Annotated in this window: 13 protein-coding genes and 2 rRNA genes; 12 read left to right on the top strand and 3 right to left on the bottom strand. The window is 70.4% G+C overall.

The window, feature by feature from the left end; translation table 11 throughout:
* The 10 genes from IE302_RS35995 to IE302_RS35950 all read left to right on the top strand — a co-directional run.
* Positions 1–191, top strand: a 23S ribosomal RNA gene (locus tag IE302_RS35995); the annotation flags it as partial.
* Between the two features lie 82 nt (positions 192–273).
* Positions 274–390: ribosomal RNA gene (gene rrf, locus IE302_RS35990) — 5S ribosomal RNA — on the top strand.
* Positions 391–556: 166 nt separating this feature from the next.
* Positions 557–2,353, top strand: a complete 1,797-nt coding sequence (locus IE302_RS35985) for a hypothetical protein (RefSeq protein WP_191258904.1) — start codon at positions 557–559, stop codon at positions 2,351–2,353.
* Positions 2,346–3,335 carry an HAD-IIA family hydrolase gene (locus tag IE302_RS35980; RefSeq protein ID WP_191258903.1) on the top strand — a complete coding sequence of 330 codons (990 nt, stop codon included), beginning with the start codon at positions 2,346–2,348 and terminating at the stop codon, positions 3,333–3,335. Before IE302_RS35985 ends, IE302_RS35980 begins: the two co-directional genes overlap by 8 nt.
* A 76-nt stretch (positions 3,336–3,411) precedes the next feature.
* The gene (locus tag IE302_RS35975; protein WP_038511536.1) at positions 3,412–3,591 is read left to right on the top strand and encodes a hypothetical protein; all 180 of its coding nucleotides are present in this window, start codon (positions 3,412–3,414) and stop codon (positions 3,589–3,591) included.
* A gap of 4 nt (positions 3,592–3,595) precedes the next feature.
* Positions 3,596–4,411 (top strand): TlyA family RNA methyltransferase, encoded by an 816-nt coding sequence (locus IE302_RS35970; protein ID WP_191258902.1) that lies wholly within the window; start codon positions 3,596–3,598, stop codon positions 4,409–4,411.
* Complete coding sequence (locus tag IE302_RS35965) at positions 4,408–5,319, top strand: NAD kinase (protein WP_005153433.1); 912 nt, start codon at positions 4,408–4,410, stop codon at positions 5,317–5,319. Before IE302_RS35970 ends, IE302_RS35965 begins: the two co-directional genes overlap by 4 nt.
* Before the next feature lie 104 nt (positions 5,320–5,423).
* Entirely contained in the window at positions 5,424–7,220 is a 1,797-nt protein-coding gene (recN, locus tag IE302_RS35960; protein ID WP_191258901.1) for a DNA repair protein RecN, read from the top strand.
* 103 nt (positions 7,221–7,323) lie between these two features.
* Complete coding sequence (steA, locus tag IE302_RS35955) at positions 7,324–8,508, top strand: putative cytokinetic ring protein SteA (protein ID WP_191258900.1); 1,185 nt, start codon at positions 7,324–7,326, stop codon at positions 8,506–8,508.
* Complete coding sequence (locus tag IE302_RS35950) at positions 8,505–9,452, top strand: copper transporter (protein ID WP_191258899.1); 948 nt, start codon at positions 8,505–8,507, stop codon at positions 9,450–9,452. Before steA ends, IE302_RS35950 begins: the two co-directional genes overlap by 4 nt.
* A gap of 63 nt (positions 9,453–9,515) precedes the next feature.
* On the opposite strand, the gene IE302_RS35945 is transcribed toward IE302_RS35950, so the two are convergent.
* Both IE302_RS35945 and IE302_RS35940 read right to left on the bottom strand, forming a co-directional pair.
* Positions 9,516–10,238 carry an aspartate/glutamate racemase family protein gene (locus tag IE302_RS35945; RefSeq protein WP_191258898.1) on the bottom strand — a complete coding sequence of 241 codons (723 nt, stop codon included), beginning with the start codon at positions 10,236–10,238 and terminating at the stop codon, positions 9,516–9,518.
* Entirely contained in the window at positions 10,238–11,680 is a 1,443-nt protein-coding gene (locus IE302_RS35940; protein ID WP_191258897.1) for an NCS1 family nucleobase:cation symporter-1, read from the bottom strand. The genes IE302_RS35945 and IE302_RS35940 overlap by 1 nt, the downstream gene beginning before the upstream one ends.
* Before the next feature lie 149 nt (positions 11,681–11,829).
* On the opposite strand from IE302_RS35940, the gene IE302_RS35935 reads away from it, so the two are divergent.
* Both IE302_RS35935 and IE302_RS35930 read left to right on the top strand, forming a co-directional pair.
* Positions 11,830–12,507, top strand: a complete 678-nt coding sequence (locus IE302_RS35935; protein WP_191258896.1) for a GntR family transcriptional regulator — start codon at positions 11,830–11,832, stop codon at positions 12,505–12,507.
* Positions 12,508–12,530: 23 nt separating this feature from the next.
* Positions 12,531–13,457 (top strand): aminoglycoside phosphotransferase/kinase family protein, encoded by a 927-nt coding sequence (locus tag IE302_RS35930; RefSeq protein ID WP_191258895.1) that lies wholly within the window; start codon positions 12,531–12,533, stop codon positions 13,455–13,457.
* Here IE302_RS35930 and aroA read toward each other — a convergent pair.
* Positions 13,454–14,740 (bottom strand): 3-phosphoshikimate 1-carboxyvinyltransferase, encoded by a 1,287-nt coding sequence (gene aroA, locus IE302_RS35925; protein WP_191258894.1) that lies wholly within the window; start codon positions 14,738–14,740, stop codon positions 13,454–13,456. The two genes, IE302_RS35930 and aroA, sit on opposite strands and share 4 nt — an antisense overlap.
* Positions 14,741–14,775: the final 35 nt, after the last annotated feature.

The raw sequence follows: 14,775 nt of genomic DNA, 5'->3' as shown, positions 1-14,775 counted from the left end.
ATGGCTGGTTGGCCACGTTCGGAAGGGATAACCGCTGAAGGCATCTAAGCGGGAAGCCTGTTCCAAGATGAGGTATCCCACCCCATGTGGGTTAAGGCCCCCAACAGACCATTGGGTTGATAGGCCAGAAATGGAAGCACAGTAATGTGTTGTCGAGTTGACTGGTACTAATAGGCCGAGGACTTGCCCACAAAGATGTTACGCATCCACTCTACAGCTCTGAAACACCACACTGTTTGTGTGAAGCAAACGATGTGTGTTGTTTCGTAGTGTTTCGGTGGTTATAGCGTCAGGGAAACGCCCGGTCCCATTCCGAACCCGGAAGCTAAGCCTGACAGCGCCGATTGTACTGCAACCGAAGGGTTGTGGGAGAGTAGGACACCGCCGGACTAACTTCAGGACAGGGTCCTGACCAGGGTCGAGAACCCCTAACAGGTTCTCCCCGGTCAGGGCCCTGTCTCTTTTCATGTCCATGGACGGACTAGAATGGTCCGTTGGCTCACCCGACGGGTGGGCGCAAGTGTCGAAAACTTTTTCAATAGTGGCAGGAGGCCAGGTGTCCGAGTTCGGTCGACGTGACTCAGATGATGGCGCGTCCGGCCGGTCGGGTCGCCGGGACGACAGTCCCCGCGGAGGCCGGTCTGACGCGCAGCGAGGTGACCGGCGTGGTTCCGCCGGCGGCAGGCAGGACCGGGGCGGCCGCGACGGCGGCTACCAGGGCCGCCCGCGCCGTGACGACCGCGGTGCCCGCGGTTCCGGCAGTTACCCCGGCAAGCCCGCCCGCAGCGGCGAAGGCTCTCGTGACCAGCGGTCCGGCGGTCGCTTCGGCGGTCAGGGACGCGACGACAGCCGCCCGCGCTACAACGACGACCGGTCGGGCGGCCGCGACAGCCGGGACAACCGTGGCGGCGGTTACCGGTCCGACGACCGTCGTGACAGCCGCGACAACCGCGAGAGCAGGGGCGGCTACCGCTCGGACGATCGCCGGGACAACCGGGGCGGCGACCGCGGTGGCTACCGGTCCGACAGCCGCGACAATCGCGGTGGTGACCGCGGCGGTTATCGCTCCGACAACCGTGACAGCCGAGACAGCCGTGGTGGCGACCGCGGCGGGTACCGCTCCTCCGGAGACCGTCCCGAGCGTCGCTACGACAGCCGCTCCGACAGCCGCTCGGACAACCGTTCCGAGGGCCGGTACGAGAAGCGCTCCGACAGCCGCCCGGCCCGGTCCGGCTACGGCTCGGACCACCGCGGCCGGTCCGACGACCGCCCCTCCGGCAACCGCTACGAAGGACGCCCCCAGGGCAAGTCCTACGGCGACCGTGACAGCCGGGACAACCGTGGCGGCGGCGACCGGCGTCCGTCCTACCGCGACGATCGCGGCGGTTCCCGTTCCGGCGGCTACAACAGCGACCGCCGCGACGACAGGCGTGGTCCGTCCTCCGGTGACCGCCGCCCGAGCAGCGGTGGCTACGAGCGCAAGTCCTACGGCGACCGCGACAACCGCAGCGACCGTGACAACAGGGACAGCCGTCGCAGCGACTCCCGTGGCGGCGAAGGCCGGTTCGAGCGCAAGCGCGACGACCGTCCCCAGCGCGACCGCTCCGAGGGCCGCAAGGACTTCCGCTCCTCGCCGCGCACCGAGGACAAGCCGGTCGACGACGAGACCTTGGCGCGCGAGCTGCTCGAGGCCCCGGAGCTTCCCGAGGGCATCGAGTTCTCCGACCTCGACGAGGAGGTCCGCCGGGAACTCCGCACCCTGCCCAAGGCGCTCGCGGAGACCGTCGGCAAGCACCTAGTCGCGGCCGGTGGCCTCGTGGACGAAGACCCCGAAGCCGCCATGGAGCACGCCAAGTACGCGAAGGCCAAGGCGTCGCGGGTCCCGATCGTCCGTGAGGCGCTCGGCCTGGTCGCCTACCACGCGGGCAACTGGTCCGAGGCGCTGTCCGAGCTGCGGGCCGTCCGCCGGATGACCCGGACCGACGACCACATCGCGATCATCGCCGACGCGGAGCGCGCCATCGGCCGTCCCGAGCGGGCACTCGACCTCGCGAAGGAGGTCGACAAGGAGCGCCTGTCCAAGGCGACTCAGATCGAACTCGCGATCGTCGCGGCCGGCGCGCGGCGCGACCTCGGTCAGCTGGACGCCGCCGTCGTCTCCCTGCAGGGCGACGACCTCAAGGCGGAGAAGCGCGATCCGTGGAGCGCCCGGCTGTTCTACGCCTACGCCGACAACCTCGCCGCCGCCGACCGCAAGGACGAGGCGATCCGCTGGTTCCTGAACGCGGCAGAGGCCGACGAGGAGGACGAGACCGACGCCGCCGAGCGCGCCGCGGAGCTCACGAATGGCTGACGCTCTGTCGGCCGGGTACGACGCGGTCCTGTTCGACCTCGACGGCACGGTCTATCACGGCAGCAAGGTGGTCCCGGGCGCACCGGAAGCGCTCCGGGCGCTCCGGGACCACGGCACCGCCGTCCGCTGGGTGACGAACAACGCCTCCAAGGCGCCCGCGGAGGTCTCCGCCCACCTGGAGGCACTCGGACTCCCCGCGACCCCCGACGAGGTCCACACGAGCTCTCAGGCCGCCGCCGCCCTGCTGGGTGAGCGGCTGCCTCAGGGCGCCGTGGTCCTCGTCGTGGGCACGGAGTCCCTGGCCGCCCAGATCGAGTCAGTGGGACTGCGGACGGTCCGGGAAGCCGGTCCGGACGTGGCGGCCGTCGTGCAGGGACACTCCCCGGAGAACACCTGGGCCGCTCTCGCGGAGGCGTGTCTCGCCATCCGCGCGGGCGCGCTGTGGGTGGCGACCAATGTCGACGCGACCCTGCCGACCGAACGAGGCCTGTTACCGGGCAACGGGTCGATGGTGGCTGCTCTGCGCACCGCCACCGGCGTCGAACCGCTGGTGGCGGGCAAGCCGGCGCCGCTGCTGTTCACCACGGCGGCGCGGGACGCGGGTGCGGAACGCTCGCTCGTCGTGGGTGACCGGCTGGACACCGACATCGAAGGAGCGGTCGCGGCCGGGATCGACGCGCTCTGCGTCCTCACCGGTGTGGCCGACGCCGCGTCCTTGATCAAGGCGAGGCCCGAGGAGCGTCCCCGCTACCTCGCGGCCGACCTGTCCGGGCTGAGCAGCCGGGCGGAGCTGCTCGAAATCGGGCCCAAGGACGGCTGGCGGGTCACCGCGCAGAGTGATGTGCTCGAAGCCGACGGTGAAGGCGACTCCCTGGACCTGTTGCGCGCGTTGTGCGCGGTGGCCTGGGAGTCCGGGACCACCGAGGTCCGCGGTGTGGGCGACACCGCCCGCGCCGCGCTCGGCGAGCTGCGCCTCGCCTGACCAGCGCTGCTAACTTGGTGGGGTGCAAGACCACTTCCACCCCGTTCCGCGACCCCCGGTTCCCGGCCCGCCGCCGGTGCCGGGGCCGCCGCCTGACCAGTTCGCGCAGCAGGACACGGATCCCCGCGCCGGGATCGACGAAGCCGTGGCGGGTCTCGACGACCTCGCCGCGCTTCCGCTCTCGGAGCACGTCGACCGTTTCGAAGCCGTGCACACCGAACTGACGGTGGCGCTGTCCACCATCGACAAGGTCTGACCGCGTGCCCAAACGCGCCCGCCTGGACGCGGAGCTCGTCCGGCGGGGTCTCGCCCGCTCCCGCGAGCAGGCGTCCGCGCTGATCGCCGAGGGCAAGGTCACCGTGCGCGGGATGGTGGCCACCAAACCCGCGACGGGGGTCGAGTCCGGCGCGCCGATCGTGGTGCGTGACAGCGACGATCCCGGCTGGGCCTCCCGCGGCGCGCACAAACTGCTCGGTGCGCTCGAAGCCTTCACCCCGCAAGGACTTTCCACCGAGGGAAAGCGCTGCCTCGACGCGGGCGCCTCGACCGGTGGCTTCACCGATGTCCTGCTGCGCAACGGCGCCGCCACGGTGATCGCCGCCGACGTCGGCCGCGGCCTGCTGGACTGGCGCCTGCGCACCGACGACCGCGTGGTCGTCCTCGACAAGACGAACGTCCGCAACCTGACCCCGGAGGACCTCGGCGGCCAGGTCGACCTCGTGGTCGGCGATCTCTCGTTCATCTCGCTCAAACTCGTGCTGCCCGCGCTGGCCGCCTGCGCGCGGGAAGGCGCCGACCTGGTGCCGATGGTGAAACCGCAGTTCGAGGTGGGCAAGGACCGGCTCGGCAGCGGCGGCGTCGTCCGCGACCCGGAGCTGCGGGCCGAATCGGTGCTGGGCGTGCTCGCCGAGGCCGAGAAGCTGGACCTGCGCCTGCGCGGCGTCGTGGCGAGCCCGCTTCCCGGGCCGTCCGGGAACGTCGAATACTTCGTCTGGCTTACCCGCGGGACGGGGGAGACCCTCGGCACCGACGCCGAGCGGCTCGTCCGGACCGCAGTCCTGGAGGGACCCCCATGAGCGATCGCGAGGTGCTGCTGGTCGTGCACCCGGACCGGGACGCGACCCGGGACGCGGCACGCGAGGTGTCGGCCCGGTTCGCCAAGGCCGGGGTGCGGTTGCGGGTGCTCGACGAGGACGTCCGGGAGATGCTGGAGGCGGACGGCGGGATCGGCGCGCCCTGCACGGTCATGGCGCCGGAGCAGGACCCGGCCGCCGGCACCGAGCTGGTGTTCGTGCTCGGCGGCGACGGCACGCTGCTCCGGGCCGCGGAACTGGCCAGGCCGAACGGCGTCCCGGTCCTCGGCGTGAACCTGGGCCGGGTCGGCTTCCTCGCCGAGGCCGATTCGGACAAGCTCGCCGACACCGTCCAGCGCGCTGTGGACGGTGATTACCAGGTCGAAGAGCGGATGACCGTCGACGTCGTGGTCAGTGTCGACGGCGAGGAGACCGTCAGGACGTGGGCGCTCAACGAGGCCAGCGTCGAGAAGAGCTCGCGTGAGCGCGTGCTGGACGCGCTGATCGAGGTCGACGGCAGGCCCGTGTCGTCCTTCGGCTGCGACGGCGTCCTATGCGCCACCCCGACCGGTTCGACGGCGTACGCGTTCTCCGCGGGCGGGCCGATCATCTGGCCGGACGTCCAGGCGCTGCTGGTGGTCCCGAGCAACGCGCACGCGATGTTCTCCCGGCCGCTGGTCGTCTCGCGCGACTCGGAGATCACCGTCGCCATCGATCCGGACGGTTCGCCCGCCGTCCTGACCTGCGACGGATCGCGGACCTTCGATCTTCCCGCCGGAGCGGCCGTGCGGGTCACCTGCGGCCGGGTGCCGGTGCGCCTGATCCGGTTGTGGGAAGGCCCGTTCACCGACCGGCTGGTGCACAAGTTCTCGTTGCCGATCAAGGGCTGGCGGGAGCGACACGCCCGCTGACGGATGTCATGAAAGGGCCGTTCAGGACAATTTCTGTCTTGAACGGCCCTTTCATGACGTGCCGGGTGCGGGAATGGTCGGGGTGGGCCGCTACGGTGGGCGTCGTGCTGGCCGAGATGCGCATCCAGGGCCTCGGAGTCATCGAGGACGCCCTGCTGGAACTGCACGCGGGCTTCACCGTGGTCACCGGTGAGACGGGTGCGGGCAAGACGATGGTCGTCAGCGGGTTGCACCTGCTCTCCGGCGGCCGAGCCGAAGTGTCCAAGGTGCGGACGGGAATGCTGAAGGCCTTCGTGGAAGGCCGGTTCGAGCTGGGCGGCGCCGAGGGCGCCACCCGGATCGTCACCGACGCCGGGGCGGAGGTCGACGAGGACGGCAGCGTCATCGCGCTGCGCGCGGTCTCGGTCGACGGCCGGTCCCGCGCCCACCTCGGTGGCCGTTCGGTGCCGGTCGGCGTGCTCGCCGACCTGTCCGAGCAGCTGATCGCGGTCCACGGGCAGAACGATCAGCTGCGGCTGCTGCGGCCCGCCGAGCAGCGCGCGGTGATCGACCGGTTCGCCGGCGAGGCCGTCACCGAACCGCTCGAGCTGTACCGCGCGGTGCGGGACGAATGGCTCGCCGTCGTCGCCGAACTGACCGAGCGCTCCACCCGCTCCCGTGAGATGGCCCAGCAGGCGGACCTGCTGCGTCACGGGCTCACCGAGATCGACGCCGTCGCGCCCGAACCCGGCGAGGACACCGAGCTCACCGAGCAGATCAAGCGGCTCGCCGCGGTCGACGAACTGCGCGCCGCCGCGAGCGCCGCGCAGGCCGCCGTCTCGGGTTCGCCCGACGGCGATCCGGACGCCCCCGGCGCGGTCGGGCTGATCGGCGAGGCCACGCGGCAGCTTTCCGGTTCCGAGGACGCCGTGCTGCGTGAACTCGGGCCCCGGCTGGACGAGGCCTCGGTGCTGCTGTCCGAAGTGGGCGCCGAGCTGGGCAGCTACCTCGAAACGCTCGACGCCGACCCGGCGCTGCTGGAGAAGGTGCTCGCGCGGCAGGCCGACCTGAAACGGCTCACGCGCAAGTACGCGGCCGATGTGGACGGTGTGCTCGCGTGGGCCGACGACGCCCGCCGCCGGATGTCCACGATGGACACCTCGGAGGAAGCGCTGGCCGAACTGGCCAAGCGCCGCGACGAACTCGCCGTCACCCTCGCCGGACACGCCCTCCGCCTGTCGGAGGCGCGGATCGAGGCCGCCGCCGAACTGGCCGAGGCGATCACCGCCGAGATGTCCGGGCTCGCCATGGGGCAGGCGGAGATCGAGATCACCGTCGAGCGCCGCACCGTGGACGAGAGCGACGCGCACGCGGTGAAGGTCGAAGGCAGGCTCGTGCACGCCGGCCCCGACGGGGTCGACGACGTCGAACTGCTGCTGCGGGCGCACAACGGCGCCCCGCCGCTCCCGGTGCACAAGGCCGCTTCCGGCGGTGAGCTTTCCCGCGTGATGCTGGCGATCGAGGTCGTCCTCGCGCACGCGGACACCGTGCAGACACTGGTGTTCGACGAGGTCGACGCCGGGGTCGGCGGCCGCGCCGCGGTCGAGATCGGCAGGCGGCTCGCGCGGCTGGCGCGCAGCCACCAGGTCCTGGTGGTCACGCACCTGCCGCAGGTGGCCGCGTTCGCCGATCAGCATCTGGTGGTGGACAAGGGCACCAGCGGCGGGGTGACCCGCAGCGGCGTGCGCGTGCTCAAGCAATCGGAGCGTGTCGTCGAACTCGCCCGGATGCTCGCCGGAATGGAAAGCACCGAGACCGGCCGCGCGCACGCGGAGGAATTGCTCGCCGTCGCCGAGGCCGACAAGAGCGTGCCGGACAAGCCCAAGACCCGTCGCGGCGGAAAGCGAAAGAAGTCGAAGTAGCACCGGACACGACCGTGTGACCCGATCCGGTGTGGGTTAATCGGCGTGTTCGCTTCGGCGTGGCGGACGCAGAAGGCCGCGCGGATTTGTCACTATCGGTCGCATGAAGCTCACCGGCTTGCTCACGCGTAACCAAGAGACCCTCCCCGGGATCATGGGCGTCGCCAGGGTCGACAGGCGCACGCGTGAGCTGCTCCGCCGGCTGAGCCCCGGTGACATCGTCGTCCTCGACCAGCTGGATCTCGACCGTTCGACGGCCGATGCCTTGGTGGAGGCCGAAGTCGCCGCGGTGGTGAACGCTTCGCCGTCGATCTCCGGCCGGTTCCCCAACCTGGGCCCGGAGATCCTGCTCGAAGCGGGTATCCCGCTGGTCGATTCGGTCGGCGGCGAACTGCTGCGCAAGGTGAAGGACGGCACGAAACTCCGCGTGCACGAGGGCGTCGTCTACATCGGTGAGCGGCAGATCGGCTCGGGGATCCAGCAGACGCGCGAGAGCGTCGCGGACCAGATGATCGAAGCCAAGGCCGGGATGTCCACCCAGCTGGAGGCGTTCTCCGCGAACACGATCGAATTCCTGCGCCGGGAACGCAGCCTCATCCTCGACGGCGTCGGCGTCCCGGAGATCCGGGTCCCGCTGCGGGACCGGCACGCGCTCGTGGTCGCGGGTGGCAACGGGCACGCCGAAGACCTCAAGAAGCTGAAGAAGTACATCTCCGAGCACCGGCCGGTGCTGATCGGCGTCGACGCCGGGGCCGACACCCTGCGCGCGCAGGGCTACCAGCCGGACGTCATCGTCGGCGACCCGCACGGGATCGGCGCGGAAACGCTGCGCAGCGGCGGCGAGGTCGTGGTCCCGGCGCAGCCGGACGGGCACGCGCCCGGTGTCGAGCGCATCCAGGACCTCGGGATCGGCGCGGTCACCTTCCCCGCGACGGGCAACGCCGAGGACCTGGCGCTGCTGCTGGCCGACGCCCACGAGGCGAGCCTGGTGGTCACCGTCGGTTTCCAGGCGACGCTGCGGGAATTCCTCGACCACGGCCGGTCCGGGTCGAACCCGTCGACGTTCCTCACCAGGCTCAAGCTCGGCACGAAACTGGTCGACGGCAAGGCCGTCGCGACGCTGCACCGCAGCCGGGTGTCCATCGGCGCCGTCGTCCTGCTGGTGGTGGCGACCCTGGTGGCCGTCGCGGCCGCGCTGCTGGTCTCCGACGTGGGTTCGGTCTATCTCGACTGGATCCGCGAGACCTGGAACTCGTTCATCGCCTGGGGCAAGGGACTTTTCAAGTGATTTCACTGCGGTACCACATCGTTTCCATCGCCGCCTGCTTCCTGGCGCTCGCGCTCGGGGTGGTGCTTGGGTCCACGGCGCTGAACGGTTCGCTGCTCTCGGGTCTCGCCAGCCAGAAGGAGGATCTGGGCTCCCAGGTCGCGGATCTGGAGGCGCAGCGTAATTCCCTCAACGCCAGGCTCAGCGACGCGGACGCGTTCGCCGGCGCGATGGGGCCGAAGGTCGTCGCCGGTCAGCTGGACAAGCGTTCCGTGGTGCTGGTGACGACAGAGGACGCGAAGCCCGCGGACCGCGACGCGCTCAAGCAGCTCGTCGGGCAGGCGGGCGCCGCCGTCACCGGCGAGATCCAGCTGACCGAGGCGTTCTCCGATCCGATGCGGTCCGATCAGCTGCGTGACGTCGTGACGCGTCTGCAGCCCGCAGGCGTCCAGTTCCCGACCGCGGGCGACCCGGGCACCCTCGCCGGTGCCCTGCTCGGTTCGGTGGCGTTGCTGAACAAGGACAACGCGCAGCCGCAGTCCACGCCGGTGGAACTGGCGGCCGCGCTCGGCGGGCTCACCGACGGCGGTTTCCTCAAGACCGGCGGGGACGTGAAGCCCGCGCAGCTCGCGATCGTGCTCACCGGTTCGAAGTACACCGGCGACGGCGCCGGTGACCGCGCCTCGACCGTCGCGCGCTTCGCCGCGCAGCTCGACCGTTCCGGCGCGGGTACCGTCCTGGCGGGGGACGCGGGATCCGCCGACGGCACGGGCGCGATCGGCGTCGTCCGCGCCGACACCTCGTCGACCTCGATTCTGTCCACTGTGGACAACGCGGAGACCGCGGCGGGCCGGGTCACCACGATCATGGCGCTGCGTGAGCAGCTCGAGGGCGGCGCGGGGCGCTACGGCATCGCGGGCAACGCCCAGGCTCCCGCCCCCGGAATCGCCGCCGCCGGCAACTGACCCCCTTTCGCATTTCGTCCTCTGGATGCGGTACTTGCGTGTGCAAGGACCGCATCCAGAGGACTAATTGCGTGGGTGGGGCGTGGGCCAGGTGCGGGTTTTCGGGAGCGGGCGGGCGTAGGAACCGGCCCGGCTGGTCTTGAGGCCGAGGGCCACCAGGGATTCGGCCAGCCGGACCGCCGCGGCGACGCCGTCGATCACCGGGATGTCGAGCATCGCGGAGATCCGCCGGTCCAGTCCGGTCATCCCGGCGCAGCCGAGGACGAGGACCTCCGCACCCGCGTCCCTGGCCCGGCGTCCGGCGGTCAGGAGCGCCGATTCCGTCCGACGTTCGTCGGTCAGTTCGAGGACGCCGAGCCCGGCACCGAGGACGCCGACACAGTTCCGCGCGACGCCGGACGCGTGCAGGCTGTCTTCGATCAGCCCGCAGGTTCTGTCCAATGTGGTCACGACGCCGTAGCGTCTTCCCAGCAGACAGGCCAGATGTGCGGCCGCCTCGGTGATGTCGACGACGGGGACGTCGAGCAGTTCCCTGGCGCCTTCCCGTCCGTGCTCGCCGAAACCGGCCATCACGAGCGCGTCGAACGGTTCGTCCAGCCCGTTGAGGAGGTCGAGGACGGCCGCGGCGCTCAGGAAGCTGTCCAGCCAGCCTTCCGCGGATTCCGGGCCCCACGACGGCGTTCTGGCCAGGATTTCGGTGCCGGGGCTCGCCGCGGCACGGGCGCCCGCCTCGATCTCCTTGGTCATCGCCTCGGTGGTGTTGCAGTTGGTGACCAGGATCCGCATCACGCGACCCGCTGCTTCCGGGAAACGGCGAAGTACAGCGCGGCCGCGGAAGCGGTGCCGATGAACCACGAGTACGGCGCGGCGGGGGCGAAGAGCGGCACGAGGGCGATGACCGCGGACAACGCCGCCGTCGGCAGGAACGTGACCATCGCCCGCGGGTTGAACCCGCGTTTGTAGTGGTACGGCGAATCGGGCCCGGCCACGAACAGCTTGCCGACGTCGATCCGGCCGCGCTTCACCAGGTAGTAGTCCACGATCATGATGCCGAACAGCGGACCGAGGAAGGCGCCGAGGCCGCCGAGGAAGTAGTTGACCACCGCGGGGGAGGAGTACAGCTTCCACGGCAGCACGCACAGCGCCGCGACCGCGCTGATCATCCCGCCGATGGTGAAGGTGATCCGTTTCGGCCAGATGTTGGCCAGGTCGTAGGCGGGGGAGACGAAGTTCGCGACGATGTTCACGCCCATGGTGGCGATCGCGAAGGTCAGCGCGCCGATGATCAGCACCGGCGTGTTGTCGATGCGGGCCAGCAGTTCGGCCGGGTCGGTGATGGCGTCGCCGAACACCTGCAGGCTGCCGGCGGTGACGAGCACGGACAGCAGGGCGAACGCCGTCGAGTTGATCGGCAGGCCCCAGAAGTTGCCGCGCCGCACCGTTTTCTGGTTCGGGGCGAACCGGGAGAAATCGCAGAAGTTGAGCATCAGGGTGCCGTAGATCGACAGGATCAGGCCCACCGCGCCGAACCACTGCCGTACTTGCTCCCCTGTGGACAGTGCCTTCGGGTTGCTGGTCAAGGAGATGTTCCAGTCGGCGGCGGCCAGTACCCACACCGCGAGCGCGATCATCACGACCCAGATGCCAGGACCGCACCAGTCCTGGAACTTGCGCACCGCCTCCATGCCGCGGGTGAGCACCAGCGCCTGCGCGAGCCACAGCGCGATGAAGCAGATCCAGCCGAGGGCGTGCAGGCCGAGGAAACCCACCTCCGTCAACGGTTTCAGCCCGGGATCGATCGCGAGTACGAGGAGCGTGATGGCCACGGAGGCGAGGTAGGTCTGGATGCCGTACCAGAAGATCGCGATGATCGCGCGGATCAGCGCGGGCAGGTTCGCGCCGAAGGTGCCGAAACTGATGCGGGCGACAACGGGGAAGGGGACGCCGGTCTTCTGCCCGATGCGGCCCATCAGGTTCATGCCGAAGTAGATGAGTACGAAGCCGGTCAGCAGCGCGGTGAACACCTGCCAGGCCGAGAGGCCGAGCACGAACAGGCCCGCCGCGAACGTGTAGTTGCCGAGGTTGTGCACGTCCGACATCCACAGCGCGAAGATGTCGTAGACCTTCCAGCGGCGTTCCTTCGCCGGGGCGAGATCCTCGTTCCAAAGCCGGGGATCTGGCTGGTCAGCGGCGGATGTTCGGGTCCGGGCGGCTGGGGCGGCGGTCATGCGGGCCTCCGATCGACGGGGAACTCCGGCCGATTTGGTATCCCAAAATTTGGCATCCCAAATATCACCCCGCGGTGGCCCGCCGTCAAGGTTTCTGCCGATAAACTCGGGTTACGGGCTGTTACGGCAGTGTTGAGAGAGGGGGGCGAGTGGCCGAGGAAGGACCGCGGCAGCCGCTGGCCGCGACCCGGCAGCGGGTCCGGGACGAGCTGCGCGAACGGATCCTCACCGGACGGCTGAAGCCGGGGGACCGGCTGGTCGAACGCGAGCTCGCCGAGGATCTCGGCGTCTCGCGGGTCCCGGTGCGCGAGGCCATCCGCAGCCTGGAGGCGGAAGGATTCCTCGCCGTCCAGTCACCCCGGCGCATCGTCGTGCGCCGGCTGGCCAAGGCCGACGTCGAGGAGCTGTTCGACGTCCGGGAAGCGCTCGAAGGGCTCGCCGCCGGGCTGGCCGCCGAACGGGCGGGCAAAGCGGAACTCCGCGCGCTCGAACGCCTTCTCTCCGACGCCGCTCGCGCCACCGAAAGCGGCGACCCGGCCCGCATCACCTCGCTCAACACCCGCTTCCACGACCAGATCGTCGCGCTGGCGGGCAACGGCCTGCTGCACGAGATCCTCCGTCCGCTCGAAGGCAGGCTGCGCTGGCTCACCAGCCAGAACGAGCACTGGGGCGAACTGCTCGACGAGCACCGCCGTCTCTATGACGCGATCGCTTCGGGCGACGCGGACCGCGCGCGGGCCCACGCCGTCGAGCATGTGCGGGTCAACCGGCAGGTCACCCTGAAGACGCTGTTCCCCGAGGACGACGGAGAACGCTCCGCGGGCTGAAGCGGACATGTCAGACTTCCGGCATGATCACCGACGAACAACGGGCCGCCCGCACCGCGCGGGCGGTGGCCGCCGCGGTCTCCGCGGGCCGTGACCTCGGCATCGCCGTCACCGAACCCGAGGTCCTGTACGACGTCTTCTCCGTCATCGTGCGGCTGGCGCCCTCGCCGGTCGTCGTGCGCGTGCCGACCGTGCTGCCGCGCACGACCACGCCGGAGGCGCAACTGACCGACCAGCGGCGCGAGCTCGCCGTCGCCGCCTGGCTCGGCGAGAAGGGGCTCCCGGTCGTCAAACCGAGCCCGCTGGTCCCGGCGGAACCCGTGCGGCGCGACGGGTTCTCCATGACGTTCTGGGAACTCGTCGAGTTCGTCGAGGACGCGAACCTGGCCGTGGGGTACACGGCGAAGCTCGTCGCGAAGCTGCACGCCGCGCTCCGCGACTATCCAGGCGAGCTGGCGTTCCTGAACGGCCTCGACCCGTTCATCCCCGACGGTCTCGCCCAGCTCGAAGGCCGGCCGGACCTGCTCGACCCCGCCGACCTCGACCGCGCCCGCCGCGAATGGGAGACACTCCGGCCGCTGCTGGAATCGGAGGAGGCGTTCGCGAAGGCGTTCCCCGGCGTCACCGTGCAGCCGATCCACGGCGACTCGCCGGGCTACAACCTGATCGTCACCACCGAAGGCGATCTCTACTCCGACTTCGAGCTGGTCAAGCGTGGTCCGATCGAAAGTGACCTCGCCTTCAACGGCCCCGAAGGCATCGAGGCCTACAACGCCGCCGCCGAGGAACTGGGCCTGCGCGAGGTCGACGAAACCGTGCTGAAGACGATCGAGGCCGCGGGACGGCTGCAGATGGTCGCCTGCCTCTCGATGGCGCCCGAACTGCCGATGCTGGTGGAAGGCATGAAACCGATGATCGATCTGTGGCGCGCTTCGCCGTTCGAAGGTTAGCCGAGCATCGAGGTCCAGGCTTCGGCGAATCCGGGGAAGGTCTTCCCGACCGTCCCCGGGTTCTCCACCTCGACGCCTTCGACGCGTAGCCCCAGGACGGCCGCCGCCATCACCAGGCGGTGGTCGTCGTAGGTGCGGAACTTCCCGCCGTGCAGCGGCGCCGGAGTGATGCGGAGCCCGTCCTCGGTCTCGCGGACGTCGGCGCCGAGTGACGAGAGTTCGGTGGCCAGCGCGGTCAGGCGATCGGTCTCGTGGCCGCGCAGATGCGCCACCCCGGAGATGATCGACGGTCCCTCGGCGAAGCACAGCAGCGCCGCGATCACCGGGGTCAGTTCGCCGACGTCGTGCAGATCCAGTTCGACGCCGGGGATCGTGCCGCTTCCGGTGACCGTCAGGCCGCCCGCGTCGAGTTCGGCCGTCGCGCCGAGGACGGGCATCAGGCTGCGAAGCCAGTCGCCGGGCTGGGTCGTGCGCTGCGGCCAGCCCGCGATCCGTACCGTGCCGCCGGTCGCGACCGCGGCGGCGACGAACGGCGCCGCCGTCGAGAGATCCGGCTCGACGATGTACTCGGGGCAGGAAAGCCTTGTCGGGGCGACGTGGAACTCGGCGCCCTCGCGGTCCACAGTGGCCCCGAAGCGGCGGAGCATCTCCGCGGTCATCGCGATATGCGGTTCGCTCGGCACCGCGCCGCCGACCAGGCGCACGGTGACGCCCTGCTGGAACGACGGTCCCGCGAGCAGCAGCGCGGACAGGAACTGGCTCGACGCCGAGGAATCGAGGTCGACCTTGCCACCCCGCAGGCCGCCTTCGCCGTGGACGGTGAACGGCGGCGCCTCGCGACGGTCGTCGTCGATGCGGGCACCGAGGCCGCGCAACGCCTTCAGCAGCGGTCCGATGGGGCGGCGGCGGATGGCCTCGTCGCCGTCGAACAGCGCCGGGCCGGTGCCCAGCGCGGCGAGGGCGGGAGTGAACCGGGCGACCGTGCCCGCGTTGCCGAGCTCGACCCGGACGGTTTCCTCGGGGTGGACGCGGCCGGGGCCGAGCGGGTGCACTAGGTAGCCGCCGATACTGCCCTGCGAATGGGCGCCGAGGGCGTAGATGGCGCCGAGCATCAGTCGCGCGTCCCGGGAGTCGAGCGGGGTTCGCACCCGCGTCGGCGCGCTGGCGAGCGCGGCGAGGACGTAGGCCCGGTTGGTGATCGACTTCGAACCGGGGACGCGGATGTCGGCGTCCAGCGGGCCTTCCGCGACGGGTGCGGTCCAGGTGTCGTGCGCGTCTGTCACCTCGCGAGGGTAGCGGTTTTCCACTCCATCGGACG

The organism is Amycolatopsis oliviviridis (assembly GCF_014654365.1).
Classification (GTDB): domain Bacteria; phylum Actinomycetota; class Actinomycetes; order Mycobacteriales; family Pseudonocardiaceae; genus Amycolatopsis; species Amycolatopsis oliviviridis.
This window is presented reverse-complemented; position numbering and strand designations above follow the sequence as displayed.

What these genes read in the sequence shown, in the direction of transcription:
- IE302_RS35945 (WP_191258898.1), bottom strand. Translation starts at nt 10,238, where the DNA reads ATGCGGATCCTGGTCACCAACTGCAACACCACCGAGGCGATGACCAAG.
- IE302_RS35930 (WP_191258895.1), top strand. Translation starts at nt 12,531, where the DNA reads ATGATCACCGACGAACAACGGGCCGCCCGCACCGCGCGGGCGGTGGCC.
- IE302_RS35940 (WP_191258897.1), bottom strand. Translation starts at nt 11,680, where the DNA reads ATGACCGCCGCCCCAGCCGCCCGGACCCGAACATCCGCCGCTGACCAG.
- IE302_RS35980 (WP_191258903.1), top strand. Translation starts at nt 2,346, where the DNA reads ATGGCTGACGCTCTGTCGGCCGGGTACGACGCGGTCCTGTTCGACCTC.
- steA (WP_191258900.1), top strand. Translation starts at nt 7,324, where the DNA reads ATGAAGCTCACCGGCTTGCTCACGCGTAACCAAGAGACCCTCCCCGGG.
- IE302_RS35965 (WP_005153433.1), top strand. Translation starts at nt 4,408, where the DNA reads ATGAGCGATCGCGAGGTGCTGCTGGTCGTGCACCCGGACCGGGACGCG.